Source organism: Paenalcaligenes sp. Me52 (assembly GCF_050487965.1).
GTDB lineage: Bacteria > Pseudomonadota > Gammaproteobacteria > Burkholderiales > Burkholderiaceae_B > Paenalcaligenes.
In genome coordinates this window covers 1163759-1180630 of sequence record NZ_JBKQFO010000001.1, presented here as the reverse complement: position 1 = coordinate 1180630, position 16872 = coordinate 1163759, and the positions used below count along the sequence as shown (strand labels likewise).

The 16872-nt window shown below is 49.0% G+C and carries 15 protein-coding genes and 5 tRNA genes; 9 read left to right on the top strand and 11 right to left on the bottom strand.

Annotation, left to right across the window (positions count from 1 at the left end; translation table 11 throughout):
* Positions 1–9: 9 nt before the first annotated feature.
* Positions 10–816 (bottom strand): energy transducer TonB, encoded by an 807-nt coding sequence (locus ACLO87_RS05515; RefSeq protein WP_135866256.1) that lies wholly within the window; start codon positions 814–816, stop codon positions 10–12.
* A gap of 144 nt (positions 817–960) precedes the next feature.
* The gene (locus tag ACLO87_RS05510) at positions 961–2022 is read right to left on the bottom strand and encodes a sulfate/molybdate ABC transporter ATP-binding protein (RefSeq protein WP_430222998.1); all 1062 of its coding nucleotides are present in this window, start codon (positions 2020–2022) and stop codon (positions 961–963) included.
* 270 nt (positions 2023–2292) lie between these two features.
* On the opposite strand from ACLO87_RS05510, the gene ACLO87_RS05505 reads away from it, so the two are divergent.
* Complete coding sequence (locus ACLO87_RS05505; protein ID WP_430222997.1) at positions 2293–3066, top strand: MipA/OmpV family protein; 774 nt, start codon at positions 2293–2295, stop codon at positions 3064–3066.
* A gap of 225 nt (positions 3067–3291) precedes the next feature.
* Here ACLO87_RS05505 and ACLO87_RS05500 read toward each other — a convergent pair.
* The 8 genes from ACLO87_RS05500 to ACLO87_RS05465 all read right to left on the bottom strand — a co-directional run bounded on the left by ACLO87_RS05500 (position 3292) and on the right by ACLO87_RS05465 (position 9494).
* Positions 3292–3367, bottom strand: a tRNA-Val gene (locus tag ACLO87_RS05500).
* A 340-nt stretch (positions 3368–3707) separates the two neighbouring features.
* Positions 3708–3783 (bottom strand) — tRNA-Val (locus ACLO87_RS05495).
* An 81-nt stretch (positions 3784–3864) separates the two neighbouring features.
* Entirely contained in the window at positions 3865–4137 is a 273-nt protein-coding gene (locus ACLO87_RS05490; RefSeq protein ID WP_135864891.1) for an HU family DNA-binding protein, read from the bottom strand.
* Between the two features lie 296 nt (positions 4138–4433).
* Positions 4434–5669, bottom strand: a complete 1236-nt coding sequence (locus ACLO87_RS05485; protein ID WP_430222996.1) for a cystathionine gamma-synthase family protein — start codon at positions 5667–5669, stop codon at positions 4434–4436.
* Positions 5670–5804: 135 nt separating this feature from the next.
* Entirely contained in the window at positions 5805–6554 is a 750-nt protein-coding gene (rlmB, locus tag ACLO87_RS05480) for a 23S rRNA (guanosine(2251)-2'-O)-methyltransferase RlmB (protein WP_135864895.1), read from the bottom strand.
* Between the two features lie 13 nt (positions 6555–6567).
* Entirely contained in the window at positions 6568–8988 is a 2421-nt protein-coding gene (gene rnr, locus ACLO87_RS05475; protein WP_135864904.1) for a ribonuclease R, read from the bottom strand.
* Between the two features lie 259 nt (positions 8989–9247).
* Positions 9248–9332 (bottom strand) — tRNA-Leu (locus tag ACLO87_RS05470).
* A 77-nt stretch (positions 9333–9409) separates the two neighbouring features.
* Positions 9410–9494 (bottom strand) — tRNA-Leu (locus ACLO87_RS05465).
* 181 nt (positions 9495–9675) lie between these two features.
* On the opposite strand from ACLO87_RS05465, the gene ACLO87_RS05460 reads away from it, so the two are divergent.
* Positions 9676–10401, top strand: coding sequence for an RIO1 family regulatory kinase/ATPase domain-containing protein (locus ACLO87_RS05460; protein ID WP_430222995.1), 726 nt, complete (start codon positions 9676–9678; stop codon positions 10399–10401).
* A gap of 53 nt (positions 10402–10454) precedes the next feature.
* On the top strand, positions 10455–11477 hold the full coding sequence (locus ACLO87_RS05455; protein WP_430222994.1) for a PTS transporter subunit IIC: 1023 nt from the start codon (positions 10455–10457) through the stop codon (positions 11475–11477).
* Between the two features lie 24 nt (positions 11478–11501).
* Here ACLO87_RS05455 and ACLO87_RS05450 read toward each other — a convergent pair whose 3' ends face one another.
* Positions 11502–12290 (bottom strand): siderophore-interacting protein, encoded by a 789-nt coding sequence (locus tag ACLO87_RS05450; protein WP_135864899.1) that lies wholly within the window; start codon positions 12288–12290, stop codon positions 11502–11504.
* A gap of 135 nt (positions 12291–12425) precedes the next feature.
* On the opposite strand from ACLO87_RS05450, the gene dtd reads away from it, so the two are divergent.
* The 6 genes from dtd (at position 12426) to ACLO87_RS05420 (ending at position 16741) form a co-directional block, all read left to right on the top strand.
* Entirely contained in the window at positions 12426–12866 is a 441-nt protein-coding gene (dtd, locus tag ACLO87_RS05445) for a D-aminoacyl-tRNA deacylase (protein ID WP_135864901.1), read from the top strand.
* Positions 12867–12877: 11 nt separating this feature from the next.
* Entirely contained in the window at positions 12878–13285 is a 408-nt protein-coding gene (locus ACLO87_RS05440) for an HIT domain-containing protein (RefSeq protein ID WP_135864902.1), read from the top strand.
* Positions 13286–13668: 383 nt separating this feature from the next.
* Entirely contained in the window at positions 13669–15399 is a 1731-nt protein-coding gene (locus ACLO87_RS05435; protein ID WP_430222993.1) for an FMN-binding glutamate synthase family protein, read from the top strand.
* Between the two features lie 122 nt (positions 15400–15521).
* Positions 15522–15598: transfer RNA gene (locus ACLO87_RS05430), tRNA-Met, on the top strand.
* A gap of 285 nt (positions 15599–15883) precedes the next feature.
* Positions 15884–16393 (top strand): SUKH-4 family immunity protein, encoded by a 510-nt coding sequence (locus ACLO87_RS05425; protein WP_430222992.1) that lies wholly within the window; start codon positions 15884–15886, stop codon positions 16391–16393.
* A 45-nt stretch (positions 16394–16438) separates the two neighbouring features.
* Positions 16439–16741 carry a hypothetical protein gene (locus tag ACLO87_RS05420; RefSeq protein WP_430222991.1) on the top strand — a complete coding sequence of 101 codons (303 nt, stop codon included), beginning with the start codon at positions 16439–16441 and terminating at the stop codon, positions 16739–16741.
* The last annotated feature ends 131 nt before the right edge of the window (positions 16742–16872 follow it).

Genomic DNA, 16872 nt, shown 5'->3' with positions numbered 1-16872 from the left:
ATTTACGTCCTATAAAACAAAGTCAAATGGGATATCGGCCATAGCACGATATGCCACGCCATTTTCGGTATAAGGTTTGAACTGCGCACGACGTACCGCACTAATAGCGGCTTCATCCAATCGGCTATGCCCTGATGATGTACGTACACTCACATCAATCACCGAACCTTCGGTAGAAATCAGTACACGCACAATCACACGCCCCTGTTCACGACGTCTCTCTGACGCACGTGGGTATACAGGTTGTGGTGGTGGCCCCAAGTAATTCACTTGGCTAATCACTCTAGGTCTATTCGGGTCTACAGTTTGTGCGGCTTGCTGACCACCCGCTTGTGTTGTGCTAGGGGTTTCAGTTGCCACATTACGTGTAGCGGGTGCAGCCGGTTGTTCCGCAGGCTCTGGCCTAGGTGTAGGCTCAGGACGAGGCTGCGGTTTTGGTTTAGGCTTTGGTTTGGGTTTAGGCTGAACAACTGGCTCAGGGATCACCGGGTCTTCCACCACAGGCTCTGGCTCAGGTTCCGGTTCAACTTCTTCTTCCGGCTCGGGTTCAGGCTCTTCTTCTACAATTTCTTCGGGCTCTGGCGGTTGTTCAATTTCCGCTTGTGCCAATTGAGGTTCGCCGGGATCAGGATCAGGGAACTCTAGTAAATCCACACCAACGATTTGTTCCATGGCTGGCTCACCAACCATTTTAGGCTCATCACTCATGAACACGGTGGCCAATACACCTGCATGTAAACCCAGAGCTATAGCGAGCGCTGTGCCTTTGAGGATCCAGCGTGAGCTACCGGTATAAGAGGTGTGAAGCTGCTGCATAATCAATTCAGGAAATGTTAGCCCACAAAGTTGGGGAACCTGCTTAAAAGCAAAACGCCATAGTAACAGTAATGCTAACTATTCTCAATAACAGAATAAAGAAAAGCGAGACAAGTAAACCTCATCTCGCTCAATCAATAATCGTTAGGCCGGGAAAACTTTAAACTTCCTTGGCCTAGCAACCGCTTGCATGCCTTCTTTCAGTGCCAAACCTGCCCAGGTTAACTGATCGAACTCGGCTTCCCACGATTGATCTTGGTGTGGCAATTTTAATTCAGCACGTACCATCCCACCCAAGGGAATCACACGATCTATCTGTACTGACACCCCTGGTGCTGAGGTGGTATTCAACAAATCAATGTCATGCGGCCGAACAAAACCCACTACATTTCCTTCTTTCTGGGTAGTGCCAAACTCCATAGAGAACTGGCCTAGATCTGGGTCAGCTTTAAAGGTACCAGACTGCACCACACCAGGCAGACGGTTAGCAGCCCCCAAGAACTCATACACAAATGGCGAGGCAGGATGCTCATACACATCTTGCGGATTACCCTGTTGCTCTACATGTCCTTTGTTCAACACCACAATACGGTCAGCCACCTCGATGGCCTCTTCCTGATCGTGTGTCACAAACAACGTACTAATATGTAACTCATCGTGTAATCGTCGTAACCAACTACGCAGCTCTTTGCGGACTTTGGCATCCAGCGCACCAAAAGGCTCATCCAACAACAGCACTTTAGGTTCAACAGCTAAGGCTCTGGCCAATGCGATACGTTGACGCTGCCCACCCGATAAAGCAGCGGGGTATCTATCGCCTAACCAGTCCAGTTGTACCAGTTCAAGCAAGGCTTTCACGCGACGTTTAATCTCGGTTTCATCTAAGCGCTCTTTACGCGGTTTCACACGCAATCCAAATGCCACGTTGTCAAACACTGTCATGTGTCTGAACAATGCATAATGCTGAAACACAAAGCCTACTTGGCGCTCGCGCGTACCCACAGAGGCCATGTTCTGGCCGTTGATTACCACCTGCCCGGCATCTGCATGCTCTAAACCCGCTACGATGCGCAACAACGTCGTTTTACCGCAGCCTGACGGCCCAAGTAAGGCCACCAACTCGCCATCAGGGAAGTCCAGCGTGACATCGTGCAGCGCCGTAAATGAACCAAACTGTTTGCGTAAATTCCGTACTTCTATACTCATGAGTACATCTCGGTGAGCGTGATGATAAAAGCCAAGTCTATCAAGCCCCTTCATATACAAGAACGAATAAATAAATTTTTGCTTATTACTTTTGATTATTTAAGAATACGCAGAAAAATCTCTTACAAATAAAAAAACCTTAACATAACAAAGCGAATTACGGGTCGCTTTGCAGTATAAAACACGGTAAGATAAGGCTCTACGATCAGAGCGTGGCGACCTATAGGTATGCCCTCTGTCCATATTCATTGACCGTATTCCTTATCTATCATGTCTGTATTCTCATCTGCGCGCAAAACACTGCTGTGCTCTACCGCAGCAATCACTTTAGGTTTACTTTCTACTGGGCTACACGCCAAAAACACCATTGGTGTAGGTGTAGGTTTTATTCCTAAATACGAAGGCTCTGAAGACTACCGCGCTTTGCCCTCCCCCATCATTGATTACAAGAACGGTAATTTCTTTATCTCCCCTCGTGCTGGCTTGCCCAGTGCTGGCTGGCAGACAGAAATTACCAATGATTGGAGCGCTGGTGTATTTCTAGGTATGGGCCTTGGCCGTCGTGCCAGCATGTCGTCCCATCTGACTGGTACAGACCGCATCAAATTCCACGGTAACGCTGGTGTGTTTACCGAATGGCGTCCAGGCAACTGGGCCTTGGGTGCCGCCTATTACCAAGCCCTGCATAACGGTTACGGTGGCGTAGCTGAGTTCCGTGGCTCCTACCAAGTATGGTCGGCAGCAGGCACTACATTCCGCGTAGGTGCGAACACTGAATGGGCTAGCGGCGATTCCATGAAAACCTTTTTTGGCGTGAAGCAGCATGAAGCTAATGCTAGCGGTGGCCGCCTAACTCGCTACAACCCTTCCTCTGGCTTCAAATCTGCTTCACTGTTTGGTACGTGGAATCAAGAGCTGAGCCAAAACTGGAACCTAGTTGGCGTGCTGGGCTTTAAACGTTTGCTGGGTGACGCGGCTGATAGCCCAATCGTGGAAGACAAAACCAGCGTGTTTGGTAGCGTAGGTGTGACCTACTCGTTCTAAGCCGTTAGCGACTTCTCTGCGGCGCAGAGAAGCGCATTAACAGCTCTAGAGAAGAAGAGCCTCTTTATGGGGCTCTTTTTTTATGCCTAGCTAACACAGAACGGGGCAGAACTGCTGTCACTATAGTTACGGCTTTAAGAATACTTATAGCCGCTCAGAAAACAAAAAAGCCCTGACGCTTTCACGTTAGGGCTTCTCGTTGCGAGGTTTGTCACATTAAACAAATGGTGGGTGCTGAGGGGATCGAACCCCCGACCTACGCCTTGTAAGGGCGCCGCTCTACCAGCTGAGCTAAGCACCCATTTGGTTTTCTGTGTACCGAACCAAGAACATAAGTATAGGATGCTTTTGCAAAATCTGTCAACAGCTATTTGATAGATTTACTAACATTTATCTATACAGTATGTTTTTATCGTTTCAGGCACGCATCACAAGCCTTGCTGGCATTTATGAGTCTGCCCTACTCGTAAAGTGAGTAACTAGCAATCGTATGACAACAGTATCAACTCTTTCTATGCAGCCTAACCGCCATGAGAAAGCAGCTTCAATGCTTCCGCAAAACCCAAAACGATAGAAAACAAAAAAGCCCTGACGCTTTCACGTTAGGGCTTCATTTTGCTTGGTTTTCACTTCAAATCAAATGGTGGGTGCTGAGGGGATCGAACCCCCGACCTACGCCTTGTAAGGGCGCCGCTCTACCAGCTGAGCTAAGCACCCATTTGGTTTGTTGTGTTCCGAACCAGAAACAGAAGTATAGGATCGTTTTTAAAACCTTGCAAGTACTTTTTGAAAGATTTATTAATTTACTGCATCTTTCAGTGCTTTACCTGGACGGAACTTAGGCACAACGGCTTTTTCGATCTCGATTGTTTCGCCTGTACGTGGGTTACGGCCTGTGCGAGCAGCGCGCTCGGACACAGCAAAAGTACCGAAACCTACCAGCGTTACGGTGTCCTTTTCTTTTAATGTGGTGGTAACCGCATCGATGAACGCATCCAATGCGCGTCCAGCATCTGCTTTGGACAGGTCAGCCTTGTTAGAAATGAAGTCGATAAGCTCGGTTTTGTTCATTTAAGGAATACCCCTGATGTTTGTAATTGCCGCCCACAAAATTCGGAACAGCTTAAGCTAAAAAATAGCCACGCCTTTCAAGTGCACATAGCGCTCTAATTTAGTGAGCGCTGTACCTGACGGTTCATGATGTGTCTCGTAGCGAGCTAAGCCGTATTAAGCCTTTGAATCAGTACCCTGTCAAGCAATTAGTGCTCTGTAACCCGCATATTTACTGATGTTTTCACTTTTCTCATATTCATGGAACGATTTTTCAGCCTAACCCTTAACTCACGTCCAAAAATATGCTAAAAGCCCTATCGCTGCTCTAGAGCCTGCGAGAAATCGCCTTCCAGATCGGCATAGTCTTCAATTCCGATCGAAATCCGTAAAAGATTATCGGCAATTCCCATCAACGCACGCTGCTCTGCACCCATTTCATAGTAGATGGTATGAGCCACAGGGAGAGTGAGACTACGCGTATCCCCCAAGTGCGTAGCCAAGGCTACTACCCTCAAGCGATTTAAGAAATCAAAGACATCAATATCCGCCGCCAGCTCTACCGCCAAAAGTGCCCCAAAACGCCCATCAAAGAGCTGCTGAGCACGTTCATGCTGAGGGTGAGAGTCTAGACCTGGGTACTTCACCGCTGTCACACGAGGATGCTGTGCTAAGAAATGCGCCAAACGGTTGGCGTTGTCACAGGCCTTTTGCATGCGTAGCGGTAAGGTCTCTGCCCCCACCGAGATACGATGCGCAGCATCTGAAGACAAGGTGCCCCCCATATCACGCAAACCTTTTTTCTTGATCTGGGTAAGCCCCCAAGACTGCGGATTGCCCTGTCTATAGGCCGGAGAAATATTCGGATAATCAGACCAATCAAACAGACCCGTATCCGTTACCATGCCACCCAGCGCCTGACCATGCCCTGCAATGTATTTGGACAGCGAATTCATGACTAACGACGCCCCCACACGGCGCCCTGTCAGCAACCACGGCGTGGAGAGCGTGTTATCCAAGACATACAGCAAGCCCTCTTGGTTACACCATTCACCTATACCCTGCAGATCGGCAATTTGCGTCCCAGGGTTAGCAATAGTCTCGGTAAACACCATGCGAGTATTGGCTTTGCGGGCTGCACGTACGTGCTCTACATCGGTAGCATCTACCAACGTAACCTCTACACCAAAGCCCTGCAGTGTTAACAACAGGCTGTTGGTATTGCCAAAAATATACTTACTGGAAATCAGGTGGTCGCCCGCTTTAAGCAGGGTCAAGAAAATAGCGCTGAGCGCAGCCATGCCAGACGCAAAACTGACGCTTGCTGTGCCCTGCTCCATTTTGGTGACTTGTTTTTCTAGCGCCGCTGTAGTGGGCGTGCCTTGGCGAGCATAACTAAACCCCGCCTTTCCTTGAAATACCGCTGCCAACTCTCGTGCATCAGAAAACGCATACTCGGTAGAGGGATGCAGCGGTTGATGTACTGCACCGCACTCACTACCTTGGCGGCGATCGGAATGTATTACTTCGGTTGTAAACCCATTTGCAGACATATATGCACTCAACTAGTACATGCAAGCACACCCTATGCCTGCATGTGGACGTCATCAAACTATTTATTATGACGGCTTATCTGCAAAGGGTTGGTTAGTTACTTATACATTATGGCTATATATGTATATGGCCGGTTACACACCTACCTGACGCTGACGCACCGTCTCATACAAGCATACCGCACTGGCCACACTCACGTTTAAGCTCTCCACAGAACCTAGCATAGGGATGGAAACCAGCTCATCACATGTTTCACGCACCAAGCGACGCATACCTTCGCCCTCTGCCCCCATCACCCATGCCATTGCGGCTCGCGCATCGACAGCATGCAAACTGTGTGTGGCTTCGTCGTCGGTGCCCACTAACCAAATGTCACGATCTTTAAGCTCGCGCATGGTGCGAGCCAAGTTCGTCACCGTCAAGTAAGGGACCGTTTCAGCTGCCCCGCAGGCCACACGACGCACCGTAGCATTCAAACCCACAGCGCGATCACGCGGTGCGATTACTGCATGACAACCAGCGGCATCTGCCGTACGTAGACAAGCGCCCAAGTTATGCGGATCTGTTACGCCATCCAATAACAATAAGAAGGCTTTTTCTTTACGGTCTTCTACTTGATCAAGTAACTCGTCTAGATCCAATGCTAGTGCCACTTCTTTGGCCAATGCCACAACACCCTGATGGCGCACACCCTGACTAATGCCATCTAAGCGTTTTTTATCCACGAACATGACACGAATGCCACGCCCTTGAGCCTGATCCACAAAGGCCTGCATGCGCTTGTCACGCCTACCCTCTTCTACATAGAGTTCTTGAATAGACTCAAGCGCATGGCGCATGCGCGATTGTATGGCATGAAAACCCGCCAATACCTGCAATGACATACTGTTCCTTCAACTAGCGTTTAACCCGCTTTTTTGCAGCGCGGGCTTTGATGTTTTTTTCGCGCGCGGCCGCTTTGGCGGCTTTGCGTGCTGTAGCACGTCGTTCACTAGACGTGCCTTTTAATGCTTTAGGTTTGGCTGGCGCTGCTTTTTTCTGTGGTTTACCACGAGCATTTTCGTTAGACGGTGACATCAAGGCTTCGTAGCCTGTACCTTTCACCAAACGAAAATCAATGCGGCGCGCTTCCAGATCAACACGAGCGACCTGCACTTGCACAGCATCTGTCAATTTGTAGCGTATACCTGTACGCTCGCCGCGCAGATCATGGCTGGCTTCGTTAAAGACAAAGTAATCTGCCCCTAACTCAGAGATATGCACCAAGCCTTCCACATACAGCGCATCCAGCGTGATAAACAAGCCGAAGTTAGCAACGCCGGTGATCTTCCCGCTGAACTCTTCACCTATATGCTCTTTGACAAAGTAGCATTTCAGCCAAGCCTGCACATCGTAAGACGCCTCATCAGCACGACGCTCACGCGCAGACAGCATCACACCAAGACGTTCCCACTTAGATTGCTGACGCTTAGCCGCGCTAAGCGTAGACTCACCCGCTTCATCTGGCAGATCAGGCTCGTAAGGCTTACCTTGCAAAATGCTCTTGATGACACGATGCGTCAGCAAATCGGGGTAACGGCGAATAGGTGACGTAAAGTGCGTATAAAGCTTATAGGCCAAACCAAAGTGTCCCAGCTTCTCAGGGCTGTAGACCGCCTGCTGCATAGAGCGCAAGCACATAGTTTGAATAATCCCGAAATCGCTACGACCACGCACACTTTGCATGAGCTTGGCGTAATCCTCAGTGCCTGGCTCATCGCCACCCTCTAAGTACAAGCCCAACGTACGCAAGAAATCACGCAATTTCTGTAGTTTTTCAGGCGTAGGTCCTTCGTGTACGCGATAGAGACCTTGTCGACGGTGACGACTCATGAAGTCAGCTGCACATGTATTAGCAGCCAACATAAATTCTTCAATCAGTTTGTGTGCATCATTACGCACCAACGGCTCGATGCGCTCAATGCGACCCAATGGGTTACATACGATTTTAGTTTCTACCGTATCAAACTCTATAGCGCCACGCACACGACGCTGCTCTGCCAACTTACGATACAGCTCATAAGCGGTATGCAGTTGCGGCAAGACCTCAGCCATTTCTTGGGCGGCAGGACCATCAGGCTGTTGCAACGCTCCCCACACGCCAGTGTAGGTAGTACGTGCATGCGAATGAATCACGGCTTCGTAAAACTGATAGGCAGTAACCGTACCGGCCGTTGCTCCATCAGCAGGGATAATCATGTCGCACACTAACACCAAGCGATCAACGCCAGGATTCAGCGAGCAAATACCGTTGGACAGCGATTCCGGCAACATAGGAATCACACGACGCGGGAAGTACACACTGGTACCACGCTCGATCGCATCGCCATCTATGCCATCACCAGGTCGCACATAGTGACTTACGTCAGCAATTGCCACCAACAAACGCCAACCCGCACGTGGACGCTTACCTTGACCAATGTCTACTGATTCACAGTACACGGCGTCATCAAAGTCGCGCGCATCTTCACCATCAATAGTAATGAAAGGTAGATCACGTAAATCTACTCGGCCTTTAAGGTCATTAGGGCGCACCTCATCAGGTAAACGCTCTGCTTGACGACTAGCGGCATCACTAAACTCAAAAGGCACATTGAACTTGCGCACAGCAATTTCAATTTCCATGCCTGGATCATCGACCTCCCCTAGCACCTCTACCACTTTAGCCATAGGCTGCGTGTGGCGTGCAGGTTGTCTAGTGATCTCTACTACAACCACCTGCCCTGGCTTGGCATTCGCCAAATCAGCAGGCGCTACATAAATATCGTGCTTGATACGCTGATCTTCTGGCACCACGGTGTAATTACCGTGTTCCATAACCAAGCGCCCCACCAATCTATTGGTATGACGCTCTAGCACCTCAACAATCACTGCTTCTGGTTTACCGCGATACTCACCATCTGCACGCACCAACACACGGTCGCCATGCAGTACACGCAACATTTCACGTTGCGACAAATAGAGATCCGGACCACCCTCATCTCGAATAAGAAAACCGAAACCATCTCGATGCCCCTGCACTACCCCCGCAATAAATTGCGAACGAGTATTCAGAGAAATATGACCAGAATCATCAATCATAATTTGCTCATCACGTTGCATTGCTGCCAAGCGGCGCTCTGCACCCACAGGTAAAGGAAAACTCATGCCCAGTTTTTTTGCCAATGCATTAACGGCAATACCCTTTGGACATGTTCGCAAGAACTGCAAGAATTGTTCCCGACTGGGAATCTGAGGATCGAAATCAGGAGGTGGCGCGTATGCGCCTTGCTCTGACACAGACTCAGGGGCTTTACCCTGATGAGGAGTTTTTTGATTTTTTTTCAGCAAAAGGCTTCCCGTTCAAATTAAGTACTGGAAGGCGGATGCAGCGTATGACTCACCCAGCTTCCTCGCGTTGAAGTCGCTCATCAAAGTGATAGCATACAATGGTTACCCAGCCTAGTCGGTGAAATTTGCATGGCAATCACACCCACTCACGGGAATCTCAATACAAAAAAGCCGACTGTTATAAAAACAATCGGCTTTTTTAGGAATTTGGTGCCCAGAAGAGGACTCGAACCTCCACACCTTGCGGCACATGGACCTGAACCATGCGCGTCTACCAATTCCGCCACCTGGGCATTTTTACTACACTACCTCTTTGAAACTAAGCAAATAACATAACTATGTTATGCGGCCAAAAGACTAATCTTTTGATTGGTGCCCAGGAGAGGACTCGAACCTCCACACCTCGCGGCACATGGACCTGAACCATGCGCGTCTACCAATTCCGCCACCTGGGCTTATCTTTGCTTTCTCAAAGAAGAAAGGATTATAGCAACGCAATTTATGTAAAGCAAGAACTATCACTAAGGCCATTCACAAATCTGTCACATCTTTTAAAATGAGCAAATGCTTACAAAAGACCACCCGCTTGCTCAGGCTTTAATTACCCAAATAGAGCCATTAGTACCACAAAAGCCCATGAGGCCCATCGTACTGCATCACGACGACACTCCCTATGTCGTCAAATTTGCGCGCAAAGAACCAGGTCGTAAGCTACGTGAAATTAGCAGCGCATTATTTGGCTCTCTACTTTTTAAGGTCTGGATCAACCCACGCCAATTACGCCTGGGTGGCATTGCCTACGAGGCCAAACGCTTACAGGCACTGAAACAACACGGCATAGCGGTTCCCGAAGTCTTGTTGCTGACCCCAGAGTATTTGGTCATGACACACACAGGCGAGTCTGTGCAAAATAGGCTTTCTCAAGCCCCAAAAAACCTAGAACTATTACAAAGCGTAGTGGACTCATTAGTTGAACTACATACACACCATCAATGGCATGGTGGCGCACAAGTACGCAATCTCACCGTCAAAGACCACAAAGTTTATCGTATCGATTTTGAGGAAAACACCGGCAACGCCATGCCCCTACATTTAGCGCAGGCTTATGATGTGTTGCTTTGTTTTAACTCACTACTGCACTATCTGAAAGACGATCTAGACATGGGCAGCACCTTATTGGCCAGTTATCTGCGTAAAGCCCCGAACGCACGGGTTCTACAAGCCCTGCAACAGGTAAATCGTCATCTACAACGATTACAACGCGTGCTTCTGCCGCTGATGACGAGCAAACTTCGCCAAAGCAAAGACGTGCGTCGCACTGTATTTTTCGCACAAATACTGCAACAAGCACTATCCCTCTAGCCCCGCCTTCCTATACACTTAGCAGATCTTATTTATACTCAAAGTGAGTTTATATGTCTGTAGCGGCTTTTTTACGTTCACGGAACATTGAGTTCTCCCTGCAGCGATACGGTATTCAAACCCTGAATTACATGACCCTTGGGTTGTTCAGCTCGCTGATTATTGGACTGATTTTAAAAACCGTAGGCAACTGGACGGATTTACCTTGGCTGATAGAAGTAGGCGCCATAGCTCAATCTGGTATGGGGGCCGCTATTGGCGTAGGGATTGCCTATGGCCTGCAAGCACCACCCATGGTGTTATTTGCCAGCGCTATTGTTGGCACCTTAGCCGTAAAAGTGGGCGGCGGCCCTGTAGGATGTTTTGTAGCCGTTGCCATTAGCACCGAGCTCAGTAAACTGGTACATAAAAGCACGCCTGTAGATATTATTGCTACGCCTGCCAGCGCTCTGATCAGTGGCGCGCTCATTGCGTCATGGGTAGCCCCATGGCTAGGCGATATGATGCGCACCACAGGTGAAACCATCGAGTGGGCCATTACCCTACAGCCCTTCTTTATGAGCATCATTATTGCTGTAGTCATGGGCATTATCCTGACCAGCCCCATGTCCAGTGCTGCGCTCGCTATTTCCCTTCAACTAGGAGGACTAGCTGGCGGGGCAGCCACCATTGGCTGTTGCGCACAAATGGTGGGCTTTGCAGCGATGAGCTATAAAGAAAATGGCACATCAGGCTTATTGGGTATTGGTTTAGGCACCAGCATGTTGCAGCTACCTAATATAGTACGCAACCCGTTTATTTTGATTCCACCCGTTTTAGCGTCGGCTATTCTGGCCCCTATAGGCGCATTGGTTTTTGACATGCGCAATATCCCTACTGGCTCAGGTATGGGCACCAGTGGTTTAGTAGGCCAGGTGGGTACATTAGAAGCGATGGGTTACAGCAGTTCGGTATGGATTTCCATTGCGCTGCTGCACTTCATTTTGCCTGCAACGCTATGCTTGCTGTTTGCCTGGCTATGCAGGCGTTTGGACTGGATTAAAGCAGGCGACTTAACACTGCACACTGATAAATAAGCCGCCTACCATACTGGCGTTGCGTTATTCGTCGCGACGCCAGTAACTAGACACTTTGACTCGGGATGCATCTAAGTCAAAGTGCTGCATCAAGGCCTCACGCACAGGCCCCACTTGAGAGTACTCTACAGCGCCCCACGCAAAACCTTCGCCTTGCTTAGCTGCTGCCAGCGACTGCAAGGTAGCGAGTATTTTTTGACGGGCGACATCACCGTTAGGCTCCACCACCCAATGCACATCAATATCCGCTGCACTAGACAATGGCATGCGGGCTTCTTCATGGTTGATCGCTACTACAACGCTTACTTTTGTACCTTGTTTGAGTTCGCGTAGTCGGCGAGTGATCGCTGGCAATGCCGTTTCATCACCCACCAATACCTGCCAATCAAAAACAGTAGGGATCAGCATTGAACCACGCGGGCCTGCCATCAACAGTCTATCGCCTTCTTTGGCTTGTTCTGCCCATGTGGATGCTACGCCCGTGCCGTGCAAGACAAAATCAATCACCATTTCGCAAGCTTGATTGTCATACGCCAGTGGCGTGTAGTCGCGCATAACCGGCTTAGCCTGACCCTCATCAAACACCAAGCCACGCTCACCTACTTGTGGTACAGCCAATTCTTGCCCAGCTTGCTCTGAGAACAGCAGTTTTACGTGATCATCAAAGCCCGGGGAGTAAAAATCGTGCAGATCATCACCCTGCAGCGTAATACGCGCCATGTGCGGCGTAGGTCGGGTAATAGACTTTACCCACGCGCTGCGTACTTTAATAGGATGGATCTGTTTTTCTATGTGATACGATGATTCTTGCACAATAATTTTCCTTACAAATCGCGGCACACACAATCTGCATGCCGCTGTCTCTTTCTAGTCCTTGATCGTGATCACAAATAGTAAACTATTCTCATTCTCGATTCAAACTTACCCTTACTTTGCGGAGCCTGCCTCATGCTAGCGCTGGTACAACGCGTTAAGTCTGCCAGCGTCACTATTGCTGACACCGAAGTAGCCCGCATTCAGGCCGGCATGATGGTATTAGTTTGCGCAGAACCCTCAGACACTCCAGAAACCGCAGACAACTTGCTAAATAAGCTGCTCAAATTGCGCATCTTTGATGATGAAGACGGCAAAATGAATCTTAGCTTGCAGCAAACCCAAGGCGGTCTCTTATTAGTAAGCCAGTTTACGCTAGCAGCAGACACTAGCCGAGGGAATCGCCCTAGCTTTATGCGCGCAGCGCCTCCTGAATTAGGACGCTTCCTTTTTACCTACTTGGTAGACAAAGCCAAAACCATGCATCACACCGTAGGTGCAGGCGTTTTTGGTGCCGACATGCAGGTAGCATTAGTCAACAACGGTCCCGTCACCCTTCCTTTGCATATTCAATAGGGCTTTCATTCATGTTTACGTTACACCCCACACTGGCTGCAGACACACTGGAAATTGGAGACCTGCCGCTGTGCAAAGTACTGCTCATGAATGATCAACACTACCCGTGGGTCATTCTGGTACCTAGACAAGCCGATATACGCGAGACCTTTGATCTTTCTAGCGCAGATCAACAACGCCTGTGGGAAGAAACCAATCACGTTGCACAACGCATGCATACGTACTACCAAGCCAATAAAATGAATATCGCCACGCTGGGAAATATGGTGCCCCAATTGCACATGCACGTAATTGCTAGACACCATCAAGATCCTGCTTGGCCTAGCCCAGTTTGGGGTAAACAACCTGCTTTGCCCTACCCCCCTTCCAATCACCAAACACTGCTCGACACGCTACGCAATCTTTTGCTGAAATCCTGATTTTTTGCTGCATCGCAATAATAGATTCTGTAATTATTTTTATAATTTCATAACTTTTTTTCCTGATTAGAAAAAAGAGCCACTTTGTAAAAATTGTACAGAGCCAGTGTCGTTTTAACGCTCTTCACACGGCGTGATGCCACCTCACAACCGTAGAAGTTTGCGTGGCTTTTACAAAACTCATAAAATCCATTGATAACAAATAGTTATACAGGAAGTATGCAACTTATTCGTATCGCTTTTGTCTATGCTTTACGTTGTACTGGCATTGCCAAGGGTAGACCCGCTGTCTTCCGTTAATCATTCCTGTATATACTTTATTTTCTGTACTTTAGTCTCACCAAAACCGCTGTAAATTTACTAGGAAGCTTGGAGCTTTTTTCATGCATCGCTTACTGACGCGCTACACCGCCCTTTACGTCGTATTTCTGGGCACCGTCGTGTTCACTATCTTGTCTATCACCAATACGGCATGGTGGCTTATTTTGGCCCTGCCATTTATTGGTCTATCCATCCTAGGTCTAGTCGACCTAAAACAAACGCGTCATGCCATCCGCAGAAATTACCCTGTGATTGGTAACTTGCGCTTCCTATTCGAATTCATCCGTCCAGAAATCCGCCAGTACTTTATTGAAGGTGACAACCAAGAGTCCCCCTTCTCTCGTGCTGAACGCTCTCTGGTGTACCAACGTGCTAAGCAACAAGAAGATAAGTTGCCCTTTGGTACGCAACAAGAAATCTACGGCAGCGGCTACGAGTGGATTAACCACTCTATGCAGCCCTGTCAGATCCCTGATAGCAATTTCCGCACACTGGTGGGCGGCCCTGATTGCACCAAGCCTTACTCCATGTCGGTATTTAATATCTCTGCCATGAGCTTTGGTGCGCTATCGGCTAACGCTGTGATGGCGCTGAACAAAGGTGCCGTGATCGGTAACTTTGCTCACGACACCGGTGAAGGCGGTATCAGTCGCTACCACACTATGTATGGTGGCGACTTGGTATGGAACATTGGTTCCGGCTACTTCGGCTGTAGGGACGACAAAGGCAACTTCTCGCCTGAGCGTTTTGCTGAGCGTGCCCGCCAAGACAACGTCAAAATGATTGAGATCAAGTTGTCTCAAGGTGCCAAACCTGGCCAAGGCGGTATTTTGCCTGGCGCTAAAGTAACACCTGAGATCGCGGCTGCACGTGAAGTTCCGGTATGGCAAGATTGCTTGTCACCCGCTAAACACAGCGCCTTCTCTACGCCTGTTGAACTGCTAGAGTTCGTCGCCAAACTGCGCGAACTGTCTGGCGGTAAACCTGTGGGCTTCAAACTAACCATTGGCCACCCATGGGAGTGGTTCGCTATCGCTAAAGCCATGTTGAAAACAGGTATCACGCCTGACTTCATCGTGGTTGACGGTGCTGAAGGCGGTACAGGTGCTGCACCAGTAGAGTTTATTGACCACGTCGGTACGCCACTGCGCGAATCCCTACGTTTGGTACACAACACACTGGTAGGTATTGGCCTGCGTGAGCGTATCCGTATTGGTGCATCTGGTAAGATCATCAGTGCTTTTGATATGGCTCGTATCATGGCATTGGGTGCAGACTGGTGTAACAGCGCCCGTGGCTTTATGTTTGCCATCGGTTGTATCCAAGCCCTGACTTGCCACACTGGCCGTTGCCCAGTGGGTGTGACTACCCAAGATCCACGCCGCCAAGAAGCGCTGGTGGTATCTGATAAATCACGCCGTGCTGCTAACTACCATAACAACACCCTGAAAGCGTTGGCAGACCTGCTGAAAGCCGCTGGTTTGCACCACCCTAACGAACTACGCCCACACCACATTGCTAAGCGTATTCCTAACGGTGAGATTCGCGTGTTGTCCGCCATGTTCCCTGATCTGGAAAAAGGCGAACTGCTGGAAGGCAACTACCGACAAACTATTTTCCGTGTGGGTTGGCCTATGGCCCAAGCCGAGTCCTTTGAGCCTCTGTACAGCTTGAGTGCTGCATTGTCCGGCCTAGGCACAAAGCACCGCCCTGCTAGCATGAATAGCAACGCAGAAGGCCCAACAGTAAAGCCTAGAGACGTAGACGATAGCGCTAAAACTGAACAAGCCTAAGCAGCCAAAAAGCCCCTTCATCTAATCGAAGGGGCTTTTTTTATATCTTTTTTCATCTTTTGTAATATTTCTTCAAAAAGTGCTTGCCAAGAAGAAAGTCATGGTGCTATATTAACGTTCTTGGCTCATTAGCTCAGCCGGTTAGAGCGACGGAATCATAATCCGCAGGTCCCCTGTTCGAATCAGGGATGAGCCACCAAGATAAAGAAAAACGGCCTACAGCAATGTAGGCCGTTTTTTTATGCTCCTCAATTATAAGAGCGCTCCGCAAATCTTCATTTGCACACGGGATACGACCTGTAACCCAGAACGATGAAGCCACCCACACTACAGGGTGGCTTTTTTTGTTTTCTGCTGCATGGGAACAAAACTTCATTGGCGGCACAAAGCCGTAGCAGATTAGAATCTGCCTACAACAGCCTTCGCACAAAAGCCCAGCAGCAGCACCACACATATAAAACCAAGCCCATCTAGCACAACCACCATGCCCCTCTCATTCAAACAACGATTCTGCGCCGGACTGCCGCAAACACCTCCTGAGTTAGATCTTCCACTTGATGCGTTTATTGTTTTCGAGAGCGAGTCTTTGCCGGATGATATGGGTGCCGATGCTAAGCAACTACTGTTAGCCGAAGGCTTACCGGAAAGTGCACCGCCCTTTCTAAGCTTTTCCACTTACTCTACTGACGATATAGAAAGCCTGCGCGCATTTGGCGATATCCCTGCATCGTTCTTTCCACTTGGGCAAACGGCCTATGGTGACCTACTAGGTATAGATACTGACACCAAAGAGATCGTCTACTTTAATCATGACAATAATAATCAGCGGGTTTTTATTAACACCAGCTTGGCACAATTTTTAGAATGCTTGTGTGCCTATCAGGAACACCTGCATGCTGAAACTCGCACCTCTCCACTGGATGCCATTGAACAAGTCGATGCACCTGCCGCACAACCAGGCACTATGTGGCATACCGAGGCGCTATCCGATTAACGACTTGGAAACGCAGCCCTCTAACCAATACCATCACAACACACCATGCTCAAAATCGTGCTGAAGTTTATTCCCTACGCTGTAGCACTACTCTGTGGCCTGCTTATTATTCCTTGGGTACTAGGCGTGCCAGGTAATTTCACGCCTAGAACACAGTTAGGGTGGACGACTGGATTAATTGCAATGGTCGTCTATTTAGTGCTGTACCAAATCGCCAAATCCACCACTAAGTTTTCCTCGCCCAATAAAACAAGCCTAGCTACAAAAATAGATAGCCTATTGCTCATTGCTGCCTGCTGCGTACTTCCTGTTATGGCATTTGCTTTAGTGCTGTTAGTGTGTGAGTAGGCGCTACAGCTTTTTGAAGCCTGATATACCCCAACCACTCACCCAGCGCCACACCCTCACGTTCGTTGTAAACTCCTATCATTGCGGCGCTTAATTATCCCTCACTAGCACTCACACCAGCAACGAACTTC

What these genes read in the sequence shown, in the direction of transcription:
- ACLO87_RS05515 (WP_135866256.1), bottom strand. Translation starts at nt 816, where the DNA reads ATGCAGCAGCTTCACACCTCTTATACCGGTAGCTCACGCTGGATCCTC.
- ACLO87_RS05510 (WP_430222998.1), bottom strand. Translation starts at nt 2,022, where the DNA reads ATGAGTATAGAAGTACGGAATTTACGCAAACAGTTTGGTTCATTTACG.
- ACLO87_RS05505 (WP_430222997.1), top strand. Translation starts at nt 2,293, where the DNA reads ATGTCTGTATTCTCATCTGCGCGCAAAACACTGCTGTGCTCTACCGCA.
- ACLO87_RS05490 (WP_135864891.1), bottom strand. Translation starts at nt 4,137, where the DNA reads ATGAACAAAACCGAGCTTATCGACTTCATTTCTAACAAGGCTGACCTG.
- ACLO87_RS05485 (WP_430222996.1), bottom strand. Translation starts at nt 5,669, where the DNA reads ATGTCTGCAAATGGGTTTACAACCGAAGTAATACATTCCGATCGCCGC.
- rlmB (WP_135864895.1), bottom strand. Translation starts at nt 6,554, where the DNA reads ATGTCATTGCAGGTATTGGCGGGTTTTCATGCCATACAATCGCGCATG.
- ACLO87_RS05460 (WP_430222995.1), top strand. Translation starts at nt 9,676, where the DNA reads ATGAGGCCCATCGTACTGCATCACGACGACACTCCCTATGTCGTCAAA.
- ACLO87_RS05455 (WP_430222994.1), top strand. Translation starts at nt 10,455, where the DNA reads ATGTCTGTAGCGGCTTTTTTACGTTCACGGAACATTGAGTTCTCCCTG.
- dtd (WP_135864901.1), top strand. Translation starts at nt 12,426, where the DNA reads ATGCTAGCGCTGGTACAACGCGTTAAGTCTGCCAGCGTCACTATTGCT.
- ACLO87_RS05440 (WP_135864902.1), top strand. Translation starts at nt 12,878, where the DNA reads ATGTTTACGTTACACCCCACACTGGCTGCAGACACACTGGAAATTGGA.
- ACLO87_RS05435 (WP_430222993.1), top strand. Translation starts at nt 13,669, where the DNA reads ATGCATCGCTTACTGACGCGCTACACCGCCCTTTACGTCGTATTTCTG.
- ACLO87_RS05425 (WP_430222992.1), top strand. Translation starts at nt 15,884, where the DNA reads ATGCCCCTCTCATTCAAACAACGATTCTGCGCCGGACTGCCGCAAACA.
- ACLO87_RS05420 (WP_430222991.1), top strand. Translation starts at nt 16,439, where the DNA reads ATGCTCAAAATCGTGCTGAAGTTTATTCCCTACGCTGTAGCACTACTC.